This is a genomic window from Neptuniibacter sp. QD48_11, assembly GCF_047778095.1.
Lineage (GTDB): Bacteria > Pseudomonadota > Gammaproteobacteria > Pseudomonadales > Balneatricaceae > Neptuniibacter.
On record NZ_CP180551.1, the window covers coordinates 1,653,481 to 1,676,948 of the forward strand.

At 44.1% G+C, this 23,468-nt stretch carries 19 protein-coding genes; 15 read left to right on the forward strand and 4 right to left on the reverse strand.

Annotation, left to right across the window (positions count from 1 at the left end; translation table 11 throughout):
- Positions 1-42: 42 nt before the first annotated feature.
- The 8 genes from ACMXYU_RS07555 to ACMXYU_RS07590 all read left to right on the forward strand — a co-directional run bounded on the left by ACMXYU_RS07555 (position 43) and on the right by ACMXYU_RS07590 (position 9,874).
- The gene (locus ACMXYU_RS07555) at positions 43-2,715 is read left to right on the forward strand and encodes a DNA translocase FtsK 4TM domain-containing protein (protein ID WP_415900973.1); all 2,673 of its coding nucleotides are present in this window, start codon (positions 43-45) and stop codon (positions 2,713-2,715) included.
- A 21-nt stretch (positions 2,716-2,736) separates the two neighbouring features.
- A complete protein-coding gene (gene lolA, locus ACMXYU_RS07560) occupies positions 2,737-3,393 on the forward strand; it encodes an outer membrane lipoprotein chaperone LolA (protein WP_415900974.1) in 657 nt (218 codons plus the stop codon).
- A 49-nt stretch (positions 3,394-3,442) separates the two neighbouring features.
- Positions 3,443-4,738 (forward strand): replication-associated recombination protein A, encoded by a 1,296-nt coding sequence (locus tag ACMXYU_RS07565; RefSeq protein ID WP_415901107.1) that lies wholly within the window; start codon positions 3,443-3,445, stop codon positions 4,736-4,738.
- Between the two features lie 21 nt (positions 4,739-4,759).
- Positions 4,760-5,131 carry a fluoride efflux transporter CrcB gene (gene crcB, locus ACMXYU_RS07570; RefSeq protein ID WP_415900975.1) on the forward strand — a complete coding sequence of 124 codons (372 nt, stop codon included), beginning with the start codon at positions 4,760-4,762 and terminating at the stop codon, positions 5,129-5,131.
- A gap of 28 nt (positions 5,132-5,159) precedes the next feature.
- Complete coding sequence (gene serS / locus ACMXYU_RS07575) at positions 5,160-6,434, forward strand: serine--tRNA ligase (protein ID WP_415900976.1); 1,275 nt, start codon at positions 5,160-5,162, stop codon at positions 6,432-6,434.
- Between the two features lie 151 nt (positions 6,435-6,585).
- Positions 6,586-7,083, forward strand: coding sequence for a DUF2867 domain-containing protein (locus tag ACMXYU_RS07580; protein ID WP_415900977.1), 498 nt, complete (start codon positions 6,586-6,588; stop codon positions 7,081-7,083).
- Positions 7,084-7,145: 62 nt separating this feature from the next.
- Complete coding sequence (locus ACMXYU_RS07585) at positions 7,146-7,682, forward strand: GNAT family N-acetyltransferase (protein ID WP_415900978.1); 537 nt, start codon at positions 7,146-7,148, stop codon at positions 7,680-7,682.
- A 236-nt stretch (positions 7,683-7,918) separates the two neighbouring features.
- Positions 7,919-9,874 carry a methyl-accepting chemotaxis protein gene (locus tag ACMXYU_RS07590; RefSeq protein ID WP_415900979.1) on the forward strand — a complete coding sequence of 652 codons (1,956 nt, stop codon included), beginning with the start codon at positions 7,919-7,921 and terminating at the stop codon, positions 9,872-9,874.
- Between the two features lie 71 nt (positions 9,875-9,945).
- On the opposite strand, the gene nhaB is transcribed toward ACMXYU_RS07590, so the two are convergent.
- The gene (gene nhaB, locus ACMXYU_RS07595) at positions 9,946-11,451 is read right to left on the reverse strand and encodes a sodium/proton antiporter NhaB (protein WP_415900980.1); all 1,506 of its coding nucleotides are present in this window, start codon (positions 11,449-11,451) and stop codon (positions 9,946-9,948) included.
- A gap of 255 nt (positions 11,452-11,706) precedes the next feature.
- Here nhaB and nudC point away from each other — a divergent pair, with 255 nt between their 5' ends.
- A complete protein-coding gene (gene nudC, locus ACMXYU_RS07600; RefSeq protein ID WP_415900981.1) occupies positions 11,707-12,474 on the forward strand; it encodes an NAD(+) diphosphatase in 768 nt (255 codons plus the stop codon).
- 1 nt (position 12,475) lies between these two features.
- On the opposite strand, the gene ACMXYU_RS07605 is transcribed toward nudC, so the two are convergent.
- The gene (locus tag ACMXYU_RS07605; protein WP_415884859.1) at positions 12,476-12,817 is read right to left on the reverse strand and encodes an SCP2 sterol-binding domain-containing protein; all 342 of its coding nucleotides are present in this window, start codon (positions 12,815-12,817) and stop codon (positions 12,476-12,478) included.
- 89 nt (positions 12,818-12,906) lie between these two features.
- Between ACMXYU_RS07605 and sohB the strand changes: the two genes are divergently transcribed.
- From sohB to ACMXYU_RS07630, 5 genes are all read left to right on the forward strand, one after another.
- Complete coding sequence (gene sohB / locus ACMXYU_RS07610) at positions 12,907-13,968, forward strand: protease SohB (RefSeq protein WP_415900982.1); 1,062 nt, start codon at positions 12,907-12,909, stop codon at positions 13,966-13,968.
- 238 nt (positions 13,969-14,206) lie between these two features.
- A complete protein-coding gene (locus ACMXYU_RS07615; protein ID WP_415900983.1) occupies positions 14,207-14,866 on the forward strand; it encodes a TetR/AcrR family transcriptional regulator in 660 nt (219 codons plus the stop codon).
- A 4-nt stretch (positions 14,867-14,870) separates the two neighbouring features.
- On the forward strand, positions 14,871-15,350 hold the full coding sequence (locus ACMXYU_RS07620) for a L,D-transpeptidase family protein (protein WP_415901108.1): 480 nt from the start codon (positions 14,871-14,873) through the stop codon (positions 15,348-15,350).
- 5 nt (positions 15,351-15,355) lie between these two features.
- A complete protein-coding gene (nagZ, locus tag ACMXYU_RS07625; RefSeq protein ID WP_415900984.1) occupies positions 15,356-16,363 on the forward strand; it encodes a beta-N-acetylhexosaminidase in 1,008 nt (335 codons plus the stop codon).
- A complete protein-coding gene (locus ACMXYU_RS07630; RefSeq protein ID WP_415900985.1) occupies positions 16,360-17,475 on the forward strand; it encodes a mechanosensitive ion channel family protein in 1,116 nt (371 codons plus the stop codon). Before nagZ ends, ACMXYU_RS07630 begins: the two co-directional genes overlap by 4 nt.
- 49 nt (positions 17,476-17,524) lie before the next feature.
- Here the strand turns inward: ACMXYU_RS07630 and ACMXYU_RS07635 are convergent, their stop codons facing one another.
- Both ACMXYU_RS07635 and mfd read right to left on the reverse strand, forming a co-directional pair.
- Positions 17,525-18,241 carry a CsiV family protein gene (locus tag ACMXYU_RS07635; protein WP_415900986.1) on the reverse strand — a complete coding sequence of 239 codons (717 nt, stop codon included), beginning with the start codon at positions 18,239-18,241 and terminating at the stop codon, positions 17,525-17,527.
- A complete protein-coding gene (mfd, locus tag ACMXYU_RS07640; RefSeq protein WP_415900987.1) occupies positions 18,238-21,690 on the reverse strand; it encodes a transcription-repair coupling factor in 3,453 nt (1,150 codons plus the stop codon). Before mfd ends, ACMXYU_RS07635 begins: the two co-directional genes overlap by 4 nt.
- A gap of 275 nt (positions 21,691-21,965) precedes the next feature.
- Here mfd and ACMXYU_RS07645 point away from each other — a divergent pair, with 275 nt between their 5' ends.
- Entirely contained in the window at positions 21,966-23,399 is a 1,434-nt protein-coding gene (locus ACMXYU_RS07645) for a glyceraldehyde-3-phosphate dehydrogenase (RefSeq protein WP_415900988.1), read from the forward strand.
- Positions 23,400-23,468: the final 69 nt, after the last annotated feature.

A 23,468-nucleotide genomic window follows, 5' to 3' on the forward strand; every position in this document is an offset into this window, starting at 1 on the left:
GTAGTCATTGGTTTTTTAATACAGATCTATGGAGCTTCACCCTTGAGCGCGACCGACAACGGACAACGTTTAAATTTTCCCGAATTACTTGTAAGAATCAGCCGTGAATCGAGTTTAATCGTTGTTGTTACGGTCAGCCTGTTTTTGATTGTGGCTTTATTTGGATTTAACCCAAAGGATTCAGGATGGTCACACCTTGGCTATCAGCCAGAAATTAGCAATTTAGCGGGGCCAGTAGGTGCTTGGATAGCAGACCTTCTTATTTCGGGCTTGGGACTAGCTGCGTTTTTTATACCTATTCTAATTTTGTATCAAACCGGTCGTTTCTTGTTTAGAAAGCATAGCGGTGCTTTGGATGTTATCCCTTTCTTTATGCTGCGTTTAACGGGCGCATTGCTGTTTTTAACGGCTTTCAGTGCGTTAAGTGCTACCCATATCTCTAACACTGGTTTAGATTATCCTTTCACTGCAGGTGGTATTTTAGGTGAAGCGGTTTCTGACTTAGCTGTCTCTCTATTGAGTGTTTTAGGCAGCTCTTTAGTGTTATTTGCACTACTTTTGTTTGGATTAACCCTATTGTTAGAAATGGGGTGGGGTACAGTTCTGGAGCGAGTAGGGCAGAAGGTTGTTAAATCGACTGAGTCTGTTTTACCGCAACAAGAAGAAACAGAAGCTTCTCTAGATCTATCTGATGATGAGCTTTCTAAAGCCGAAGCGACTCTGCAAAGGGACTACATAAAAGATCAATTCGAAGAGCCGGCGCCTCCATTAGTTAATGACCGTATTGAACCAAGTTTCTCTGATAGTGCTAAACCAGCCACGATCGAAGAGAAATTTGCTTCTCGATTTAGTGCAACAGGTGTAACTGATACTGCTGAAAATACGGAAGCAGCAGCTGAGGAAGTTCCTTTAGTGAGACCACAGCATACTGGTCAGGAACCTAAAGTTGAGCAGCTGATCGAAGAACAGATTGATACTGAAACGGGTGAAATTCTGACAGCGTCTGAACCAGTGCAAGCGGAACCTTCACAACAAGTGGCGCAAGAGCCTGAAGTTTTGCACCCTGTTTCAACACCTGCTCAAGTTGCCACTCCACCAGTAGCAGAAGACGCTAAACCGCAGGTTAAAATTGTACCGTTGTCTGAAACACATAAGCCAATGCAAGATAAAGAGCTTGGTTTAGATGAAGCGGGTGCTCCAAAACGTAAACCTGCACGCAAGATACCGCCATTAGAGCTGCTAGACCCACCTGAACTGAATACAGATACGGGTTACTCGCCAGATGAGTTAGAGCAGATGTCTCGCTTACTTGAAAGCAAGCTAAAAGACTTTGGCGTAATTGCGGAGGTAGTTGAGGTAAACCCCGGCCCGGTAATTACACGATTTGAAATCCAGCCAGCTCCGGGTGTTAAAGCCAGCAAAATTACTAACCTAGCCAAAGACCTAGCGCGTTCTATGGCGGTGACCAGTGTGCGTGTGGTTGAGGTTATTGCAGGTAAGTCGGTAGTCGGTATTGAGATACCAAATGAATCTCGTCTAACCGTACATCTAAGCGAAGTACTGAGTTCTAAACCGTACCTTTCAGCCGGTTCTAAAGTAACAATTGGTTTAGGTAACGATATTGCGGGTAATCCTGTGGTAGCAAACCTTGCCAAAATGCCTCACTTGCTGGTGGCGGGTACAACAGGTTCGGGTAAATCGGTCGGTGTAAACGCCATGCTTCTATCGTTGCTATTCAAAGCAACACCAGAAGAGGTGCGTTTAATCCTAGTCGACCCTAAGATGTTGGAGCTTTCAATCTACGAAGGTATTCCGCATCTATTAACGCCAGTTATTACCGACATGAAAGATGCTGCATCGGGTCTGCGTTGGTGTGTAGGCGAGATGGAGCGACGTTACCGTCTTATGGCTAAGATGGGTGTACGTAACCTAGCAGGCTTTAACGATAAGATTGAAGAAGCGCGTAAGAAAGGTGAGCCTCTCTTAGATCCGCTTTGGAATGCAGAAGAACATGGTGAGCCATTCGGCACGCCGGCACCTGAGCTAGAACCACTACCGTACATCGTTGTCGTGATCGATGAATTCGCCGACATGATGATGATCGTGGGTAAAAAGGTAGAAGAGCTAATCGCACGTATCGCACAAAAGGCCCGTGCTGCAGGGATTCACTTAATCCTAGCAACACAACGCCCATCGGTTGATGTTATTACCGGTCTAATTAAGGCGAATATCCCAACGCGTATCGCCTTCCAGGTATCTTCAAGAATCGACTCCAGAACAATCTTGGATCAGTCCGGTGCAGAGCACCTGCTGGGTTGGGGTGACATGCTCTATCTACCAGCAGGTACAAGTTTGCCAAACCGTGTTCATGGTGCATTTGTAAGCGATGATGAAGTGCATCGTGTTGTAGAGGCGTGGAAGAAGCTAGGTCAGCCAGATTATATTACTGAAATTACGGAAGGTGATGCTGTTTCAGACGGCGGAGGTTCAGGTTCGCTGTTCGATGATGAGCAAGACCCGCTATATGACGAAGCGGTCGCATTTGTATTGGAAACCCGTAAAGCTTCAATTTCTAGTGTGCAGCGTAAATTGAAAATTGGTTATAACCGCGCCGCTCGAATGGTCGAGGCGATGGAAGCCGCTGGTGTTGTGAGTTCTGCGGGCAGTAATGGGCAACGTGAAGTATTAGCCCCATCTCCGAACGGTGAGATGTAATATCACCTTAAAGGTTTGAGTATGAGATTAACGAGTTACATTAAGAAATTTGCTATTCATACCGCATCAGCCTGCTTAATCGCAGGTAGTAGCGTTGCCATGGCTGCAACCGATGGTGCCAATAAGCTGAATGAACTACTACAAGGCTACAACAGCTTTTCAGCCAAGTTTGAACAAGTTACCTTGGCTGAAAATGGCCGTGAAGCACAGAAAACAGAAGGCAGTCTTCTTTTAGCGAAGCCGAATCGTTTTCGCTGGGAAACTCAGCAACCTTTCCCGCAAGAGATTGTATCTGACGGCGAGTATATTTGGATATACGATCCTGATTTAGAGCAAGTTACACAAAGAGCTGCAGATACACAGCAAGACAGTGCACCTGCTTTGATTCTAAATGGCCAAATTGGTGAACTACAGAAAACTTACGCCGTTCGATTAGTTGAAGATACTGGAAGCGAGCAAATCTTCGATCTTAAACCGAAATCTGATCAATACAGCTTCAGCCGCATTCGTTTAGCGTTTGCAGGCAATGTTATTTCTGAACTGATGTTGGAAGATTCTTTGGGACAGCGTACATCTGTTGTATTTGCAGAGCAGACACTTAACCCAGAAGTGACTAATCAAAGCTTTTATTTCCGTGTTCCAGAAGGAACAGACGTCATTGTAGATATTGAGGAATAGAGTGGATCTATTTTCCCAAGCACCTGCATACGAGCCTTTAGCGGCTCGTATGCGTCCAAGAACACTGACCGAATATATTGGTCAGTCCCATCTGTTAGGGCCAGACAAACCACTGCGTACCACACTAGAACAGGGCGTAGCCCATTCTATGGTGTTTTGGGGGCCGCCAGGTGTAGGGAAAACAACGCTCGCTAAGCTGATTGCGCATCATGTTGATGCACACTTTATTACCCTTTCAGCTGTTTTATCTGGCGTCAAAGATATTCGTATCGCGGTAGAACAAGCTAAACAGCATTCGATGCAAAATGGGCGTAAAACAATCCTCTTTGTGGATGAGGTTCACCGCTTTAACAAATCCCAGCAGGATGCCTTTCTGCCTTATGTAGAGGACGGCACTATCATCTTTGTGGGTGCGACCACGGAAAACCCATCTTTTGAGTTGAGCAACGCCTTACTTTCGCGTGCGAGGGTATACACCTTAAAGTCACTTCAAGATATCGAGATTCTAGAGGTACTTCACCGCGCAATTATCGACAGCGAAAAAGGGTTAGGTAATCGAAACTTCCAGATTACCGACGATATGTTAGTGCGCTTAGCACAAGCTGCGGACGGTGATGCTAGACGTTCACTAAATCTGTTAGAGATCGCAACGGATCTGGCCGAAAGACAAGCGAATGGAACTGAAGTGATTAATGAAGAGGTTCTTGCTGAGGTATTGCGATCAACAGGGCGTCGTTACGACAAGCAGGGTGATATCTTTTACGATCAGATCTCTGCGTTTCATAAATCAGTTCGAGGCTCATCACCTGATGGTGCTTTGTATTGGTATTGCCGAATGCTGGATGGTGGTTGCGACCCGTTATATATCGCAAGACGGCTAGTGGCAATCGCCTCCGAAGATATAGGCAATGCAGATCCACGCGCTATGCAAGTTGCCTTATCAGCATGGGACGCGTTTGAGCGCGTTGGGCCCGCAGAAGGTGAAAGGGCAATAGCGCAAGCGGCTATCTACTGTGCTTCTGCGCCCAAGAGTAATGCCGTTTATCAGGCTTTCAATCAATGCATGGCAGATGTAAAAGCACAGCAAGACTATGAAGTGCCGGTTCATCTTCGAAATGCGCCAACAAGCTTGATGAAAGAGATGGGTTACGGTGATGAATACCGCTACGCGCATAACGAACCTGATTCCTATGCGGCTGGAGAATCTTATTTACCGCCAGAAATTGCAGATCAGCAATGGTATCATCCTCAAGAAAGAGGCTTGGAGCTGAAAATAGGTGAAAAATTACGTCACCTCAAACAGCTTGATCAACAAAGCCCTCTCAAACGCTATTCAGACGAATAACCGCAGGGAAAGGATCAAGGGATGTTAAACCTCATAGCAATTGCCATCGGTGGTGCAGCGGGTGCATTAGGTCGTTATTGGGTAAGTAGCTTACTGAATAATGCTGAGCATCGTATCCCTTACGGCACCCTAACTTGTAATGTGGTTGGCTCTTTTTTGATGGGCGTGTTATTCGTTCTAATTCTAGAAAAATCAAAACTCAGTCCAGAGATGCGACCGCTATTAATGGTTGGTTTCATGGGTGCATTCACAACTTTTTCTACTTTTTCGTTAGAAACTGTCGCAATGCTGCAGCAAGGGCATATGATGTCGGCTGCGATTTATATATTATTAAGCGTTCTACTGTGTTTGGTTGCTATGTATGGCGGCCTTTGGTTTACACGCTTGTTCTAATCTTTATACATAGGTGTTTTAAAAGCTCATGCTCGACGCAAAAATTGTCCGTGCTAACCCGGAAGAAGTAGCACAGCTGCTGAAGAAAAAAGGTTTTGAATTCCCGGTTGATCAGTTTGTTGAGCTGGAAAACCAGCGTAAACAGCTTCAGGTTGAAACTGAGAATCTACAGAGCGAGCGAAACACACGATCGAAAGGCATTGGTAAAGCAAAAGCTGCTGGCGAAGATATCCAGCCATTGCTAGCAGAAGTGGCTGATCTTGGTAATAAACTAGATGCAGCTAAAGCTGAGCTAAACAGCCTACAGGACAACCTAGACGAGTTGCTTTCTGGCGTACCCAACATCCCAAGCGATGAAGTACCAGAAGGTGCTGATGAAGAAGATAACGTAGAAGTACGCCGTTGGGGTACACCACGTGAATTCGCTTTCGAACCGCAAGATCACGTTGCGCTTGGCGAAAAGAGTGGCGAACTAGATTTTGAAACGGCTGCTAAACTGACCGGTTCTCGTTTCTCTGTAATGACGGGAAAATTGGCACGTCTACACCGTGCGCTTATCCAGTTCATGCTAGATACACAGATTGAAGAACATGGTTACACAGAAACTTACGTGCCTTACATGGTTAACGAAGACAGCCTTCGTGGTACCGGTCAGCTACCTAAGTTTGGTGAAGATCTGTTTAAAGTACCGTTCGGTGATCGCCAGTACTACCTGATCCCAACGGCAGAAGTACCAGTAACAAATATCGTTCGTGACGAAATCGTTGATGCCGCTCAGCTGCCAATGAAGTACACAGCGCACACGCCTTGTTTCCGTTCTGAAGCAGGTTCATCTGGTCGTGATACACGCGGTATGATCCGTCAGCACCAGTTCGAAAAAGTTGAGATGGTACAGATCGTTGAGCCATCTAAATCTTGGGACGCGCTAGAAGATATGATTCGTCATGCCGAAGCGATCCTACAGAAACTAAACCTACCATACCGTGTAGTAACACTATGCGGTGGCGATCTAGGCTTTAGCTCTGCTAAGACTTACGACATCGAAGTTTGGTTGCCAGGTCAAGATAAGTACCGTGAGATTTCCTCTGTTTCCAACATGACAGACTTCCAAGCGCGTCGTCTAAAAGCGCGTTGGAGAAACCCAGAAACAGGCAAGCCTGAGCTACTGCACACGCTAAACGGCTCTGGTCTAGCGGTAGGTCGTACGTTGCTAGCAGTTATGGAAAACTACCAAACTGCAGATGGCAAGATCCAAATTCCAGAAGCCCTGCAATCATACATGGGTGGGAAAACTGAGATCTAATCTCAGATTGGTTAAGAAAAACACGCTTTTTACAGCGTGTTTTTTTTGGTCCGGATTATGAAAAGAACAGCCCTTTGGGTGATTTAAACAAAGAAAACAGCCATAAATGAATCTGCAAAGTTAGATCTATAAGGAATAAGGGCTAGTCGCAATGATTTCAGAAATCGAATTTCCATCAACAACCACAATCAACGGTAAGGAAAGCGAAAGCTATTACCGAGACTCCTTTCAAGTTTCTGTTCGTCATAACGGCTTGAATGCTAAGGATGTTTATCATCGCATTTTTGGCTATATGCCTAAGAGTATTCAGTTAGCACTCAAGATAAGAAATGCTGTTGTTAAAATGTTTGGTTTTTCGGCGAGTTCTACTGAAATGTCGCTGAGTTTGAATGAGATTGAGGAGGGTAGAAAAGCGGGCTTTCTCAATATAGAACTCGTCACTGATGGTGAGGTTGTGTGCGGTGCCTACGAGCCTAATATGGATATGTGGTTGTCCGTTATGAAAACCTCAGATCATGAGTTTGCGGTATCGACCTTGGTAAACTTGAAGACTAAATCAGGCAAGATCTATATGGCGATGATAAAACCATTTCATAAGGTGGTCGCTAAGTATTGCATTCATCAGGCGATTAAAACGGGACGGTTGTAGTGATTAGTTGCTAGATATTTAGTGGCTAGACATACTCAAATGAGTATTTAAGGACTGTTTGAATGGAATATTCAGCTTTTAATTATATTAATGTACAGGAAACTGTAAATCTGTTCGAAGCTGTTTTTACAGCTTCTGCTGGTGAGCATGAAGGGCGGTTGCTAAGGCAATTGGTAACCAAGTTGGTGGACGAAACTCCACAAAACGATCTTCTTGGATTTTGTGCACATGAGCGTGGCTATCTAGTTGGCGCTATATTCTTCAGCCGGTTAACCCTTCCGAATAAAGCTCTAGCGTTTATGTTGTCACCTATGGCTATTGCTAGCAGCTTCCAAGGAAAAGGCATTGGCCAAAAGCTGATCCGATATGGGTTAGATCAATTAAAAGCAAAAGGCATAGAGCTGGTGGTTACTTATGGCGATCCTGCTTTCTATTCAAAAACTGGATTTAGACAAGTTAGTATTGAGTTAATCGAACCACCTTATCCATTGAGTCAGCCAATGGGGTGGCTTGCACAGATGCTTAATGATCGTGATATTGAGCCTTCAAATGGGAAATTAGGCTGTGTTAAGGCCTTTAATAATCCAGATTATTGGTAAGTATTAATAATTCCCTGTTATGTGTATCAGGTTACAACGGCTTGGTTTATATAAGTAGTTTTATTGCTTTTGATCAGGTTGTAATTAGCCTGTTTTATTCTGGTTTTTACTTCTTGTATTAACTGGCCTCACTAAAAATCTCCCTTGCATTAAGATTTTCTGAACTACACTGTTGTTTAAACCTTAAACAAAATTACACGAGCCTTAGGGAAGAGCCTCATGAAGCGAGTTGTATTATGTTTCAGAAACTTAAACTAACCGCTCAGATTAGTGCGGGCTTTTCTTCGATCATCATTCTTCTTGCGGTCATTTCGATTGCTTCTTGGGTAGGCGTCAACAGCGTTTATAACGGCGTAGTCGAGTATCGTGGTCTTGCTCGTGATACAAACTTAGCGGGTCGTTTACAGGCTAATATGCTGATGGTCCGCTTAGGCGTTCTAAAATTTCTAAATGAGCGCAGTGAAGAGTCGATCAAACAATACGATGGTCGTTTAGCGAAAGTTGAAAGCTTTATGGCTGAAGCCAAAGTTGAGATTCAAAAGCCTGAACGCGCGGAATTAGTTGCTAAATCTGCACAAAATCTAACCAAGTATAAAAATGGTTTTAGCAAAGTAGTTGAGCTCTTTAGAGAGCGAAATAGATTAGTAAAAAATCAGCTTGATCCTTCAGGCCTATCAATGCGTAAGCAGATGACAAGTATTATTAAGTCGGCTTATGCAGATAACGATATTACCGCAGCCTTCTATGCCGCTCAGGTCCAAGAGCACTTACTCCTAGGTCGTTTGTATGTAGCTAAGTATCTTATTACTAATGCTACTGCTGATGAGGATAGGGCCAAGCAGGAGCTTCAAGAGAAAATATGGCCTTTTGTTGAAAAGTTGGATGAAAATCTTCAAAACCCAACTCGCAGAGAGTCATTGCGGGTATTCAAACAGCAACACGAGCAGTACATATCTACTTTCACAAAAGTGGTTGAGATCATTGAAGAGCGAAATGGCTTAATCAATGGAACCTTAAATAAAATTGGGCCAATTATTGCGAAAGACTTAGAGGATGTAAAACTATCAGTTAAGAAAGACCAAGATGCTCTAGGCCCAGAGATACAAGCGTTGGCGGAAAATACAGTCTTTATGATTGTTGTGCTTTCATTGTTTTCAATAGTTGTTGGTGTGGTTTTGTCGTGGGTTATCGCTAAGATAATTCGTAAGCCCATCGGTGGTGAGCCTGCTGATATCGCAGCAATTACACGAAGCATTTCAGAAGGGGATCTATCTAGAGATTTGGTCGTATCAAGCGGCGATACAGGTATATATCGATCTGTCAGTGAAATGTCGCAAATGCTTAAATCACTTATTGGTAACATTATCAGTACTAGTAAAGACCTTTCCGTTAATGCTGATTCTGCTAGTCAGATATCAGAAGAGACCTCACATATTATTGATCAACAACAAGCTAAAACTTCATCGATTGCTGCAGCAGTTAATGAGATGGCTATGAGTATTCAGGAGGTGGTACGTCATGCGACCGATTCAGCCACGCAATCAAATGAAGGCTTGTCTGAGGTAGAAAGAGGTAAGCAGACCATCAGTAAGACATTGACGGAAATTGGAGATCTAGCGACTAACCTTGAAACTACGGTAGAGTTTATTAAAACCCTTGAACAAAGTAGTTCTGATATCGAAGTAGTTATTGGGGTTATTCAGAATATCTCTGAACAAACCAACTTGCTGGCGCTGAATGCTGCAATTGAGGCGGCGCGAGCTGGTGAACAAGGTCGAGGCTTCGCAGTTGTAGCAGATGAAGTAAGGACGTTAGCACAAAGAACGCAATCTTCTACTACTGAGATTCAAGAGATTATTCAGCGGTTGCAATCCGGTACAGCAGATACTGTAAAAGCAATCGAAACCAGTTACTCGCAGTCACAGCAAACAGTGGCACAGTCAGAGGAAACTGCAGAGGCGCTAGAGCGAATACATAATGCGATAAATGCGATCAGTGAAATGAACATTCAGGTTGCAGGAGCTGTAGAGCAGCAATCAGCAGTCGCAGACGATATCGCTAGGGATCTAGAAAGCATTAGTGCAGGGTTTGAACAAACTGCAGCAGGTGCTAAACAGTCAGCAGGAGCAAATGATCAAGTGAGCGATATTTCTAAACAACTTCAGGCGATGGTGTCTAAGTTCAAAGTGTAAAGTCTTACTCGCTGTTATTAAAAGTTAAAGGCCAGCATGAGGATGCTGGCCTTTAACTTTTAGATAGTTGGCTAGAGATACATCTGCAGGGAGGTGTATGCCACAGCGCTCATCACTATTGTGTAAGGCAGGGCCATAACAACCATCTTGCCGTATGAGAGGCGGATAAGTGGTGCTAAGGCCGATGTTAACAGGAATAAAAATGCAGCTTGCCCATTGGGTGTTGCGACACTTGGGATATTGGTGCCTGTGTTGATTGCAATGGCTAGCGAATTGAAATGCTCGCGTGTAATTGAGCCGCTATTCAAAGCTGCAACGACTTCATTGATATAAACCGTTGCGACAAACACGTTATCACTGATAGCTGAAAGTACTCCATTGGCGATAAAAAATACGCCCGGTTGTTGTTCTACCGGTAAAGCTAAAACTGCTTCGATAATTGGTTGGAATAGATGGTTTTCATGAATGACTGAAACGATTGAAAAGAATACAACTAAGAGCGCGGTGAAGGGCAGTGCCTCTTCAAATGCTTTTCCTATCTGATGTTCTTCGACAATGCCGTTAAAGGCAGTTAGAAGAATGATGATCGTAAGGCCAATTAAACCTACTTCTGCAACATGAAAAGCCAGTGCAAAGACTAAAAAGCCGGCAACAAAGGCTTGGATGCAGAGTGCCGCTTTGTCGCGCAAGGAGCGCTTACCATCCTGTTCAGCCGCAAAATCTAAAAGAATATCCCTAACGTTTTTTGGTAAGCGTGCTCCATATCCACAGATTTTAGTTTTTTCTACTAAGGCACAAGTAACTAAGCCGGCAACTAGCACTGGTAGTGTAATGGGTGCCATAAGTAAAAAGAATTCAAGAAAGCTCCAACCGGCTTTTTCAGCTATTAATAGGTTTTGTGGCTCTCCAACCAGCGTACATACTCCCCCAAGTGCTGTACCGACAGCACCGTGCATAAGTAAGCTTCGCAAGAAGGCACGAAATTCTTCGAGATCGGCATGATGGTTCGCATGTACAGCTTCATCATCGGCGTGGTCGTGATCAGGATTGTGATATGCCTTACCCGAAGCGACTTTGTGATAAACCGCATAAAAGCCGACGCCTACACTGATCAGCACAGCGGTGACAGTAAGGGCGTCGAGGAAAGCAGATAAGAATGCAGAGAAGAAAGAGAAGAGTAGAGCGAGCAGGGTTTTAGATCTAACCTTAATGAGTATTTTAGTGAACACCCAGAGGAGCATATCCTTCATAAAGTAGATGCCAGCCACCATGAACATCAGTAAAAGGATGACTTCGAGGTTAGCTTCTATTTCATGAGCGACGGAATCGGGGCTTGCGAGGCCAATAATTATGGCTTCAATAGCGAGTAGGCCGCCAGGTTGAAGGGGATAGCATTTTAATGCCAGAGCCAGTGTAAATATAAATTCAAAGATTAGGATCCAGCCTGTAATTACGGGCCCTAAGGTAACCAGAAGGATTGGATTTAGTATCAAAAAACCTAGAATCGCTAGCTTGTACCATACAGGTGAATTGCCTAGAAAGTTTCTAGTAAATGCTTGTGATAATGTGTTGGTCATTACTCTGTTTCCTATAATCAGAACAGCTACTGCCGTTATAGGGAAAACCCTTATTTATTTGGGTTGGCATAGACTAACAGTTGGTCTTATAAATCTAAAGACTAAGATTATTGATAGGCGTATCTTTAACTAAAATGGCTGTTAAGTTGTGAATGGAGTTGCAAAAACTACTAGTTAATGCCTTTATGACTGCTCTACTGCAGTTGTAAACTCGTACATAAATAGATTTTACAGTGCGAAAAATGGAGGTAAATCTTGGGGTTACAGGAAAAAAACTACTTTTTAGCATTCGGAGAGTCGCTACTTTGTGATCAACAAGGCAGATTTCTTTTCTCAGAGATAGAGCTGGAATCACTTGATGTGGAGATCAGTTTTGATTTGCCTGAGGTTTCTAATAAGTCTTACCGAGTTGCTGTTTTAAAGGATAGGGGTAAGTGCTTATTTGTGGAGGCGTTGGATTTGCGTTTAGCCTTGTCGCAGACTGAAAACGAAGATGAGTTCTCTATATTGTCTGCTGCAGCTCAAGTAATAACTTGGCATGCCTCGTTTAAGTTCTGTCCACGCTGTGCAACTGAACTGGTTATGGATGAGGCGGACCTTGCCAAGGTTTGTCCATCCTGCGGACATCATCAATACCCACGCCTTTCGCCTTGTATTATTGTGTTGGTGCGCAAAGATGATAAATGCCTTTTGGCGCATTCCAGCAAGTTTAAATCTGGTCGTTACAGTACCTTGGCAGGCTTCATCGAAGCGGGGGAATCTGCAGAGCACGCTGTGGAGCGTGAGGTGATGGAAGAGGTAGGAATTAAAGTTAAAAACATTAAGTATGTTTGCAGCCAATCATGGCCTTTCCCGCACTCATTTATGCTTGGCTTTATGGCTGATTATAGTGAGGGTGAGATAACGCCCGACGGTGAAGAGATTCTAAGAGCTGATTGGTTTAGTGTTGATGACCTGCCAACCATTCCACCCAAATTCACTATCTCGAGGCAGTTGATCGATAAGTTTATAGAAGAGATGTAAATTATTGATCTGTTTGTTTTTCTCGACTAAATAATTTGCCAAGTTTAGTCGCTAACATGATGTTGCCTTCTGCTCTTAACTGACCAGAAAGGAAGGCGCTCATACCATCTTTTTCACCGTTGATTACACTCACCATTGTTTCTGCTTCCATGATAAGTGTCACATTTGGATCATCATGGTCACCCGTTAAAACGTTACACTGAGCATCTTTAATTTCGATATAGAAGTTTTGATCGTCTTCTAGTTCAAATTGAAAGACAGCTTCAAGATCCACAGCATTTTGAGAAACAAATCGACTCGGTAATTTTTCAACAACTTTGCTAACAGATATCTCTTGGCTCATTACTACGTTATCTCAAACGGGTGGGTAAAAGGGGGATTTATGATACATTAGCGGTCCTTCTACTTATAGTTTATTTCGGAGTTTTCTCTGTGGTTGAATTTTTCAGTGAATACGGCCTGTTTTTGGCTAAATCGGTAACTATTGTTATTGCCATTATTGCGGTTGTTGCAGGTATTGCTGTTGTTTCTTCTCGTTCTCGTAAAGATGGTCATCAAGGTGAGATTGAAGTGACTCATTTTAATGATGAGCTTTTGGATATGAAGGAAGCGCTAGAAGATGCGATTCTAGATAAAGAAACGCTAAAAGCGATGCAGAAAGAAGAGAAAAAGAAAGAAAAAGAAGAGAAAAAAGCGCGTAAGAAAAACCCGCCGAAAGAAGATGAGCCACGTCGTAAGCGTATCTACGTTTTGGATTTTGATGGTGATGTTAAAGCAAGTGAAGTTGAACCTTTCCGTCAAGAAGTGTCAGCAGTTTTGATGATGGCAGAGCCGCAGGACGAAGTTGTGATCCGTCTTGAGAGTCCTGGTGGTATGGTGCATGAGTATGGTCTTGCGTCTTCTCAAATTGAGCGTATCAAGCGTAAAGAGATTCCTCTAACGATCTGTGTAGATCGAGTTGCAGCAAGTGGCGGTTACATGATGGCGTGTTTAGCGGACAAGTTGATTGCTGCGCCATTTGCCATTGTTGGTTCTATCGGTGTGATCGCTCAGTTGCCTAACTTCCATAAGTTGCTAAAGAAAAACGATATCGATTTTGAAGTGCTAACAGCGGGCGAATATAAGCGTACTTTGACTGTGTTTGGTGAGAATACTGATAAAGGTCGTGAGAAGTTTAAGGAAGAGTTAGAAGAAACGCATGAGCTGTTTAAGAACTTTGTGCACGAGTACCGCGACGTTGTTGATATCGATAAGGTGGCTACAGGTGAAATTTGGTTTGGCAAACAGGCGCTTGATGTCAACTTAGTTGATGAGTTGATGACATCCGATCAGTACTTAATGGATGCGTCAGATGAGAGTGATATTTTCGAAGTTCGTTACGAACAGAAGAAGACGCTACAAGACAAGATCTCTGATATGGCTGCGGATTCTAGCGATAAGGTTTTAACAAAGTGGTGGAGCCGCTTAACGCGCCAAAACATCATTAATCGCTAATCTATTTGGCTGGGGAGGTGATTCCAAATGAACACCTCCTTAGTTTTTATGCTTTCATTTCCTATTCATTTCTCCTTGTTATTCTTCCTTCCTAATTTACCAATTCGTGTAACAAGTAAGCTTGTTTCATAAATTGGTAGTAAACAAAGATTTACACGCAATAATGACTTGATTTATTACGGGTGATTATCGTTATAATTCATCCATCATTTGTTTGAAACGCTGGTTTGGAGTACTGATGCATCACAAGGGAACATCGGCAAGTATTGTGCAGGCTGCTGAAACATTGTTTGCTGAACAGGGGTTTGCTGAAACAACTGTTCGTCAGATAACCAGTCGCGCAGACGTTAACTTAGCAGCTATCAACTACCATTTTGGTTCGAAAAAAGGCTTGATTCAGGCCGTTGCTGAAAAGTTTCTAGAACCCTTGTGCGATGAACTCGGCCTGATGTTGGATCAACGTCTTGCTAATGCGGATGGTCAACAGCCTTCTCTCGAAGAGCTTTTAGAAATGCTGATGCGCGCTTTGCTTTTGGTAAATCGCGACAACGTCAATGCTCTATCTGTATTTATGAGGCTGCTAGAGCTGTCTTATATGAAGAATCAAGAAGAGCTGCGCGATTTCTTGATCGAACGTTATAGTGAGAAAGTTCAGCCTTTCATCAAGCTCCTACGTCAAGATTCTGCACCGATGGAAGATGATGAGTTTTTCTGGAGGCTTCATTTCCTTCTTGGTTCCATTACTTTTACTTTGTCGAACTTCCATACACTCAATGCGATCGAAAAGCGCGAGTTCCAAGGGAGTGCAGAAGTAGAGCAGATCCTACATCGAATGATTCCTGTTTTGTCTGCTGGCCTTCAGGCGCGTGCTGATAAAACTTACTTCTGCCGTTTGTAATCCTATGCTCTGCATTAGGGTATCTATCGCTCGACAAACATTGGAACTGTCGAGCGGCACAAAACTGCTGCAGAGCTATGCCATTTCTACAGCGCTTAATGGTCCGGGCGAACAAAAGAATAGTGGTTGTACGCCAAGAGGCCGTCACTATATTCGCGCTATGATCGGCTCGGACGCTCAAGAAAACGCTGTTTTTGTTGGTCGACGCCAAACTGGCGAAATCTATTCGCAAGAGCTGGCTGATGCTTATCCTAATCGTGATTGGATCCTAACTCGGATCATGTGGCTCTCTGGTCTAGAAATTGGTCGTAACCGCTTGGGTGAAGTTGATACCATGCAGCGCTATGTCTACATACACGGTACGCCAGATACGGAACCTATGGGAGTGGCTAAATCTCATGGATGTATTCGTATGAGAAACAGCGATTTGATTCAGCTATTCTCGAAAGTGTCAGCCGGTACATCTGTTTTAATTGAAGAATAATCTCTATGTCTGAAGTTACTCTGTTTCTAGACCTTGAAGGTACGGAATTAACCGCTGAAGAAAAGGATCTCCTAAAACATCCTTTCATCGGTGGCGTTATTTTATTTGCACGTAATACGGAAAACGCAGAGCAAGTTGAGGCACTTGTGGCTTCTATGCGAGCGATTCGTGAAGAGCTTGTGATTAGTATCGATCAAGAGGGTGGTCGAGTTCAGCGTTTGAAGCAGGGGGTTACAGTGCTGCCTCCGGTCAAAGCAATTTCGAAACGATTCTCAGGGTCTTCAGAGGGCGTTATTGCAGTAAAAGAGCTTGGCTATCTGATGGCGGCGGAGTTGCGTCAGCTTGATGTCGATCTGAGCTTCGCACCGGTTTTGGATGTCGATTACGGGCGTAATACGGTAATCGGCAATCGTGCGTTTGGTGAAGACTATGAAACAGTGACTGAGCTCTCTGCTGCGTATATAGAGGGTATGCGCTCAGCAGGTATGTCGGCTACTGGTAAGCATTTTCCTGGTCATGGCTGGGCAGATGCAGATACCCACCATGCTGATGCTATAGACGGTCGATCTTTTGATGAGTTATGGAAGACCGATATGGTGCCGTTTAGGCAGGCCGTTGATAACAAACTCGAAGCGATGATGTTTGCGCACGTACTTTATCCTGAGTGCGATTCTTCTCCAGCCGGTTTTTCCTCTTTCTGGTTGGATGAGACCTTGAGAAAGAAAATGGGCTTCGGTGGAATTATCTTTAGTGACGACCTGAGTATGAAAGCGGCCCATAGTGCAGGTGGTTATGCGGAGCGTGCTGATAAGGCGATAGCTTCGGGTTGTCAGGCTTTGCTGTGTTGTAATGAGCGCCAAGGTACATTGGATATCCTTAAGTACTTGGAAGCGTCTGATTTCAAACCTTTGAAAGAGATATCCTCTCTTAGAGGTAAAGAGTGGAATAGGGATGAGGAGCGTTTAAGTGCTGCTCGCGTACTTGCAAATGATTTGCTGGATGTGACGTTATGATCGATATGTTAAATCAGTTATTAACTGAGCACTTTCCTGACTATAGTGATTCTGCATGGATCATCTTATCCGTAGCTGTTTGTGTGATTGCGGTTGTTGCTGATCTTGTTGCGCGCTCAACAATCAGTCAGTTAATGAAGCAAGCGGAAAAAACTAAAATCCTTTGGGACGATGTTTTTCTGAATTCATTTAGCCGGCCGGCACTGTTTTTAATCTGGTTGGCAGCAGGTTATTGGTTAATACAGCTATTCGAACAGAACTTTGCCATTGAAGTGCTGGGTGATGATAACCCGTTACCTAAACTGGTTCCTGTGATTCTATTGGCGTGGTCATGCTTGCGCTTCCTAAAGCGGTTAGAGCAAGTTCTGGTGATGCCAGATCGTATGAAGAAACCTATGGATCCAACTACAGTTGGAGCCTTGGGTAGGCTTCTACGCTTAATTGTTTCCATCATTATTGTTCTGATCATTATGCAGAGCTATGGCTACAGTATCTCAGGTATTTTGGCGTTTGGTGGTATCGGTGGTATTGCGGTTGGTTTTGCTGCTAAAGATCTTTTGGCTAACTTCTTTGGTGGCTTGATGATTTACCTAGATCGTCCATTTAAAGTGGGTGACTGGATTCGTTCGCCTGATCAACAGATCGAAGGTACCGTAGAAGATATAGGTTGGCGCCAGACTCGAATTCGTACATTTGATAAGCGCCCGTTATACGTGCCGAATTCTACTTTCACCAACATCTCGGTTGAAAATCCGTCACGAATGACGAATCGTCGTATCTACGAATATATTGGAATTCGTTACGATGATTCTGCTCAGGTTTTAGAAGTGATCAAAGCGGTTAAAGCGATGCTTCGAATGCATCCTGAGATCGACCAGCAACAAACGTTGATTGTTAACTTAGATCGTTTTGGTCCTTCTTCGCTAGATTTCTTTATCTATACCTTCACCAAGACGACTGATTGGATTCGTTTCCACGAGATTAAGCAGGATGTCATGATGCAGATAATGCAGATTGTTGAAGAGAAGGGTGCTGAATTTGCTTTCCCAACTACGACTGTTCACTTAAGCGGTGAGTTGCCTGAGTTAGTTAAAGAATCAGAAGGGAATTGAGATTTACATTTTTCCAATGTAAATAAAAACCGGCAGCTAGCCGGTTTTTTTATTCTGTCTCAAGAGGGGTTATTTCAACCAAAATTCCCATGAGTGGGTGGTCAATATAGTGAAGTTCTTCAGATTTCATTCGCCTTGCTTGATTCTGATGTGCAGTTACTACTTCAGGGATTATAGGGAAGGCAGAAATAGTCTCAGCTATTGCTTGTTTGTCTCCGCTATCGCCTTGCATAGTCAGCAAGGCTTCGGTCTGGGTTTCTTCTTCGGCCGCTGTAGGTGCATTGTTGCTAGGCGCAACCAAGTGGCTGATATATAGGTCAGGGCGGAAATGTAAGTAGCGACCACGACCAACAGCAATGTGACCTTCAAGCTCTTGCATGCCGTTATCTAAAACGCGACCTGCACTGATTTTGATAGGGCGAGGGTTCTGGGTATGTGATACAGGTTGCGTCCAAGCTTCGTGGAAAAGAACACGATAGTCGCCGCTATTATTTAGGCGGTTTTTAACATTTTTTAGGCTGTGGCGACTGCTTGGTAGGCTCTGGTATGCTGTTGGGTTTTCACCCGCGCCAGGTTTGCCTTTAAGTGCTACGGCGCGATCACGCAATGGAATTTCGTTAATCTCTGGCCAGAATTCCTCGTGGATTGCCATAGGATCATTGTTGGCAAAAATAATAACCTCTACTTTATACCAGCTGTTAGCAAATGCGCTGCTGCTGAAAATAAGTATTAAGGGTAGGAATATCGCTTTTAGCATTATCTTCATGATGTTTTAACTGCCAGATCACTCATAAGGCGTTCTACCGCTTTAAAGCGTTCTTCGGTTTTCTCCATATCTAAACTGAATCGCAGTTTGTCTGCGCCCTCAAGTTTATATTTTTGTGGCTGATTTTGAACCATTTTTACTAAAGTTAACGGATCTACTTTCGCATCAGTGGCAAATTCGATTCTGCCGACCTCGCTACCAGCATCAATTTTAACAATATTCATGGCTTCGGCGCGTAGTTTTAACTCAGTTAGCCTGAAGAGATTCTTAACCTGATCGGGTAGCAGTCCAAAGCGATCAATCATCTCTATTTGTAGCTCTTTGAGTTCAGTGGCTGAGTTGGCATTAGCGATACGCTTGTACAATATTAATCGGCTATGCACATCCGGCAGATATTCATCTGGGATCAACGCAGATAGATGTAAGTTTACATCAACACCTTGCTTGATCGGCTGATCCATATTTGGTGTTTTGCCTTCTTTAATGGATTCAACCGCTTGTTCTAGCATCTCCATAAATAGGGAGAAGCCAACCGTTTGCATCTGACCGCTTTGCTCTTCACCCAGTAATTCACCCGCACCTCGAATCTCTAGATCGTGCGTTGCAAGGGTAAAGCCTGCGCCAAGGTCGTCTGCGGACTCTATCGCTTCAAGACGCTTGATCGCATCTTTGGTCATTGCTTTCTTATGCGGTGTCAAAAGATAAGCATAAGCTTGGTGGTGTGAACGTCCTACACGACCACGTAATTGGTGTAGTTGAGCTAGACCGAATTTATCGGCGCGATCGATTATGATGGTGTTAGCATTAGGGACATCTATGCCGGTTTCGATAATGGTCGTACAAAGCAAGATGTTGTAGCGTTTATGGTAGAAGTCAGACATGACTTGTTCGAGTTCACGCTCACGCATTTGGCCGTGACCAATACCGATTCGAGCTTCTGGGACCAGTTCTTGTAACTCTTCTGCTGTTTTCTCAATACTCTTCACTTCGTTGTGTAGGTAATAGACCTGACCGCCACGAAGTAGCTCACGCAAAATAGCTTCTTTGACTAGAGTTGTGTCGCTATAACGAACAAAGGTTTTAACGGAAAGTCGTTTCGCTGGTGGTGTTGCAATGATAGATAGGTCGCGAATGCCAGACATCGCCATATTTAGCGTGCGAGGAATTGGTGTTGCAGTAAGAGTTAGAATGTCGACTTCAGAGCGAAGCGATTTTAGGCGCTCTTTCTGCTGGACACCGAAACGATGTTCTTCATCAATAATTACTAGGCCTAGATCTTTGAAATTGATGTCGCCAGAGAGCAGTTTATGGGTGCCAACAACGATGTCGACGCTACCGGCCTCTAGCTTATCTAGAATGGTGCTTTGCTGCTTACCTGTTCTAAAACGTGAGATAAGCTCGACATTTACCGGCCAGTCAGCAAAACGGTCTTGGAAGTTCTGGTAGTGTTGCTGTGCGAGTAGTGTAGTAGGTACAAGAATAACGACTTGTTTGCCGCTTTGTACTGCCATGAATGCTGCGCGCATAGCAACTTCTGTTTTACCAAAACCTACGTCCCCGCATACCAAACGGTCCATAGGCTGAACTGCGGTCATATCTCGAATAACGTTGCCAATGGCTGCGGCTTGATCCGGTGTTTCCTCAAATGGGAAGGTGGCAGCGAATTGTAAGTACTGCTCATCAGGATCGCTAAACTGGAATCCGATACGCGAAGCACGGCGAGCATAGATATCAAGTAGTTCGGCTGCTGCATCACGTGCTTTTTCGGCTGCTTTACGTTTGGCTTTGGACCATTGCTCAGTGCCAAGTCGGTGCAGTGGTGCATGTTCATCACCTGCACCGGTGTAACGACTGATCAGGTGGAGCGCAGATACGGGTACGTAGAGCTTTGCTTCATCTGCGTATTCAAGTGTTAGGAATTCGTTAGTTTGGCCTTCGAGCTCGATAGTCTGTAGACCGAGATAGCGGCCTACACCGTGATCTAAGTGAACAACAGGCGAGCCTGGATTTAACTCTGATAGGTTACGAATAACCTGGTCATTCTGTTCCTGCTCTTTGCTACGTCTGCGGCGTTGGAATACTTGATGGCCAAACAGTTGAGTTTCAGTGATGAGATGCAACTGCCCTGAGATGGAAAGGCCTTGCTCAAGAGGGTATTCCGTGATGGCGAGGTCGTAATCAGACTCACAGAATGCTTGCCAGTTATCAACTTGGTTAGGCTTAACATTAATACGTGCAAGAAGTTCTAATAATGCTTCTCGACGACCAGCTGATTCGGCACAAAATAGAACCGCGCCATCGCGTTCTGCTAAGAAGCCTTGTAATGCCGTTAGCGGCTCTTTCAGTTGTGAGTTGACCGGAAGTGAAGGTGGTTCGGTGCAAGGAAGATTGCTGCGACCTTGTTTTTCATCAATAGGGTCGCTAGATAGGCTAATGCGGCCATATTGCTTTAATGCAGAGAATAGTTCGCTAGTGGAGATGAACAGTTCGTTCGGCGACAGTACAGGGTTAGTAATGTCGTGACGTCGCTGTTCATAACGTTCATTAACTTCTTGTGCGAATAGTTCTGCGGTAGCTTCAAGCTCACTATCAACAATGATTTGTGTTTGTTCGGGCAATGAGGCAAACAGAGAGCTGCATTCTTCAAAGAATAGGGGCAGATAATATTCAATACCCGGTGAGGTCATGCCATCAGAGATGTTGGTGTAAACAGGGCACTGTCTGTAATCAACATCAAATCGCTCACGCCAACGTGATTTAAAACCGCTAATGGCGCGTGTGTCGAACGGAAACTCTTTTGCCGGTAGTAAGTTGATCGCGTCGATCTGCTCAATTGATCTCTGCGTCTCGGGATCGAATGTTCTAAGCGTTTCAATTTCATCATCGAACAATTCGATTCGGAAAGGGTAAGTACTACCCGTCGGAAATAGATCGATGATGGATCCACGGAAGGCAAATTCGCCATGTTCCATAACAGCGTCGACTGCGTGATATCCAGCGTCGATAAGCTGTTTACGAAGATGTTCTGGATTAATGGTTTGTTCAAGTTTTAGATCAAAACAATTCGCTGCAATAAAATCAGTGGGTGCTGTTCTATGCATTAACGTACTTAAAGGTACGATCAATATTCCTTTGCTTAAATTGGGTAGCCTATTTAGCGTAGAAATACGTTCGGATATGATGTCTTGATGCGGAGAAAATGTATCGTACGGCAGTGTTTCCCAATCTGGGAATGAAAGAATTTCAAGTGAGTTGCTATCACTGGAGAAGAAACTTACTTCATCGTGTAACCGGTTCGCTGTGTTTGTATCGTTGGTTATGACTAAAGTGAAGCCATTAAACTGATTTGCTGCGTCTGTAATTAATAGGCCGGTACCTGCACCATAGGCTTGTCCGATCTGCTTCTTATCGCCGGGGCCTGTGGGTAGAGAGTAGTTCAGTTGCAGCACAGAGTTGCTCCTTTAATATGCGCTAACCAATAGTAAATCGGGTAGTTTAACCGTTGTAGATGTAATTGGTAGTTTTGAACTGGGGTAAATGGATAAATATAAGTCTTATTCAGTAGGACAAAATATATGGTTCCAAAGTCTATCATGCTGCATTTGCTCAAAAGGGTGGAAAAGAGGATAATGCGCGCACCAAATTTTTAGGGTCCGACTAATACTTGTAATCTGACTGTGTTAGTAGGGTACCAACGAGTTGACAAAACTTTTTGGAGTTTCATGTGAGCCAAGATCAAGTTTTTACAGATTGGAAAGAACGCGAAGCCTTAGCTGAAGCTATGGTTCCACTAGTAGGTAGTCTATACCGTGACCAGAACATCGAATCTTCAGTATTCGGTCGTCTGATCATCAAACGTTCTGTTATCGATATCCTAAAAGCACACCGTTTCGTGCGTCAGGTTGAAGAGCAGGAACTAACTGTAGTAGATACTTTTCCAATTCTGGAAGCTGTTAAAAACCTGAATGTACGCAATGCGCACATCGATGCAGGTAAGCTAGCAGTTAAATATCGCACAGAAGGTAACGGTCAGGACCTAGAAACATTCCTGAAAGCTGAGCTTGCTGATGCAATTGGCACGGAAGAGCGTGAACCTACTGATGTCGTTCTATACGGTTTCGGTCGTATCGGTCGTCTGCTTGCTCGTCTTCTTATTGAGCGTACTGGTGGTGGTCAAGCACTTCGCCTACGTGCAATCGTTGTACGTAAAGGTGCTGCAGCACGTGATCTAGAAAAACGTGCTAGCTTGCTACGTCGTGACTCTGTTCACGGTTCTTTCAAAGGCACTATCACAGTTGATGAAGAGAACAACACAATCACTGCTAACGGTAACGTTATTCAGGTGATCTTCGCTAACTCTCCAGACGAAATTGATTACACTGCTTACGGCATCAATAATGCAATGATTATTGATAACACTGGTAAGTGGCGTGATAAAGAAGGTCTATCGCTGCACCTTCAATCTAAAGGCGCTTCTCGTGCAGTTCTTACTGCACCAGGTAAAGGCGTTAAGAATATCGTTATGGGTGTTAACGATGGTGATATCTCTCCAGAAGATACGATCCTATCTGCTGCGTCTTGTACTACAAACGCAATCACGCCAGTACTAAAAGCGGTATACGATAAGTTCGGTATTGAGAATGGTCACGTTGAGACTGTTCACGCTTACACTAACGACCAGAACCTAATCGACAATTACCACAAAGGTGACCGTCGTGGTCGCGCTGCTGGTCTAAACATGGTTATCACTGAAACAGGTGCTGCTAAAGCTGTATCTAAAGCACTTCCAGCAATGGAAGGTAAGCTTACTGGTAACGCTATCCGTGTTCCAACACCAAACGTTTCAATGGCTATTCTTAACCTGAACCTAGAAAGCGAAACTGACAAAGAAGAGCTAAATGCTTACCTTCGTGAAGCTGCGCTACACGGTGCTATGCAGAAGCAGATCGACTACAGCAACTCTCCAGAAGCTGTATCTACTGACTTCGTTGGTTCTCGTGCTGCAGGTGTTGTTGATGCGTTGGCTACAATTGCTGGTGGTAAGCGTTGCGTACTTTACGTTTGGTACGATAACGAATTCGGTTATAGCTGCCAGGTTATCCGCATGATGCAGAAAATGGCTCAGTGCACTCTACCAGCTTTCCCGAAAGAAGCTTAAGTGTAGCGAGTTGATTAAAAAGCCACCTATAGGGTGGCTTTTTATTTGCCTTATGTATCATATTTCTAT

Bases quoted from the DNA above. Each gene is read 5' to 3' on its own strand.
- lolA (WP_415900974.1), top strand. From the start codon at position 2,737: ATGAGATTAACGAGTTACATTAAGAAATTTGCTATTCATACCGCATCA.
- ACMXYU_RS07565 (WP_415901107.1), top strand. From the start codon at position 3,443: ATGCGTCCAAGAACACTGACCGAATATATTGGTCAGTCCCATCTGTTA.
- crcB (WP_415900975.1), top strand. From the start codon at position 4,760: ATGTTAAACCTCATAGCAATTGCCATCGGTGGTGCAGCGGGTGCATTA.
- serS (WP_415900976.1), top strand. From the start codon at position 5,160: ATGCTCGACGCAAAAATTGTCCGTGCTAACCCGGAAGAAGTAGCACAG.
- ACMXYU_RS07580 (WP_415900977.1), top strand. From the start codon at position 6,586: ATGATTTCAGAAATCGAATTTCCATCAACAACCACAATCAACGGTAAG.
- ACMXYU_RS07585 (WP_415900978.1), top strand. From the start codon at position 7,146: ATGGAATATTCAGCTTTTAATTATATTAATGTACAGGAAACTGTAAAT.
- ACMXYU_RS07590 (WP_415900979.1), top strand. From the start codon at position 7,919: ATGTTTCAGAAACTTAAACTAACCGCTCAGATTAGTGCGGGCTTTTCT.
- nhaB (WP_415900980.1), bottom strand. From the start codon at position 11,451: ATGACCAACACATTATCACAAGCATTTACTAGAAACTTTCTAGGCAAT.
- ACMXYU_RS07605 (WP_415884859.1), bottom strand. From the start codon at position 12,817: ATGAGCCAAGAGATATCTGTTAGCAAAGTTGTTGAAAAATTACCGAGT.
- ACMXYU_RS07615 (WP_415900983.1), top strand. From the start codon at position 14,207: ATGCATCACAAGGGAACATCGGCAAGTATTGTGCAGGCTGCTGAAACA.
- ACMXYU_RS07620 (WP_415901108.1), top strand. From the start codon at position 14,871: ATGCTCTGCATTAGGGTATCTATCGCTCGACAAACATTGGAACTGTCG.
- nagZ (WP_415900984.1), top strand. From the start codon at position 15,356: ATGTCTGAAGTTACTCTGTTTCTAGACCTTGAAGGTACGGAATTAACC.
- ACMXYU_RS07630 (WP_415900985.1), top strand. From the start codon at position 16,360: ATGATCGATATGTTAAATCAGTTATTAACTGAGCACTTTCCTGACTAT.
- ACMXYU_RS07635 (WP_415900986.1), bottom strand. From the start codon at position 18,241: ATGAAGATAATGCTAAAAGCGATATTCCTACCCTTAATACTTATTTTC.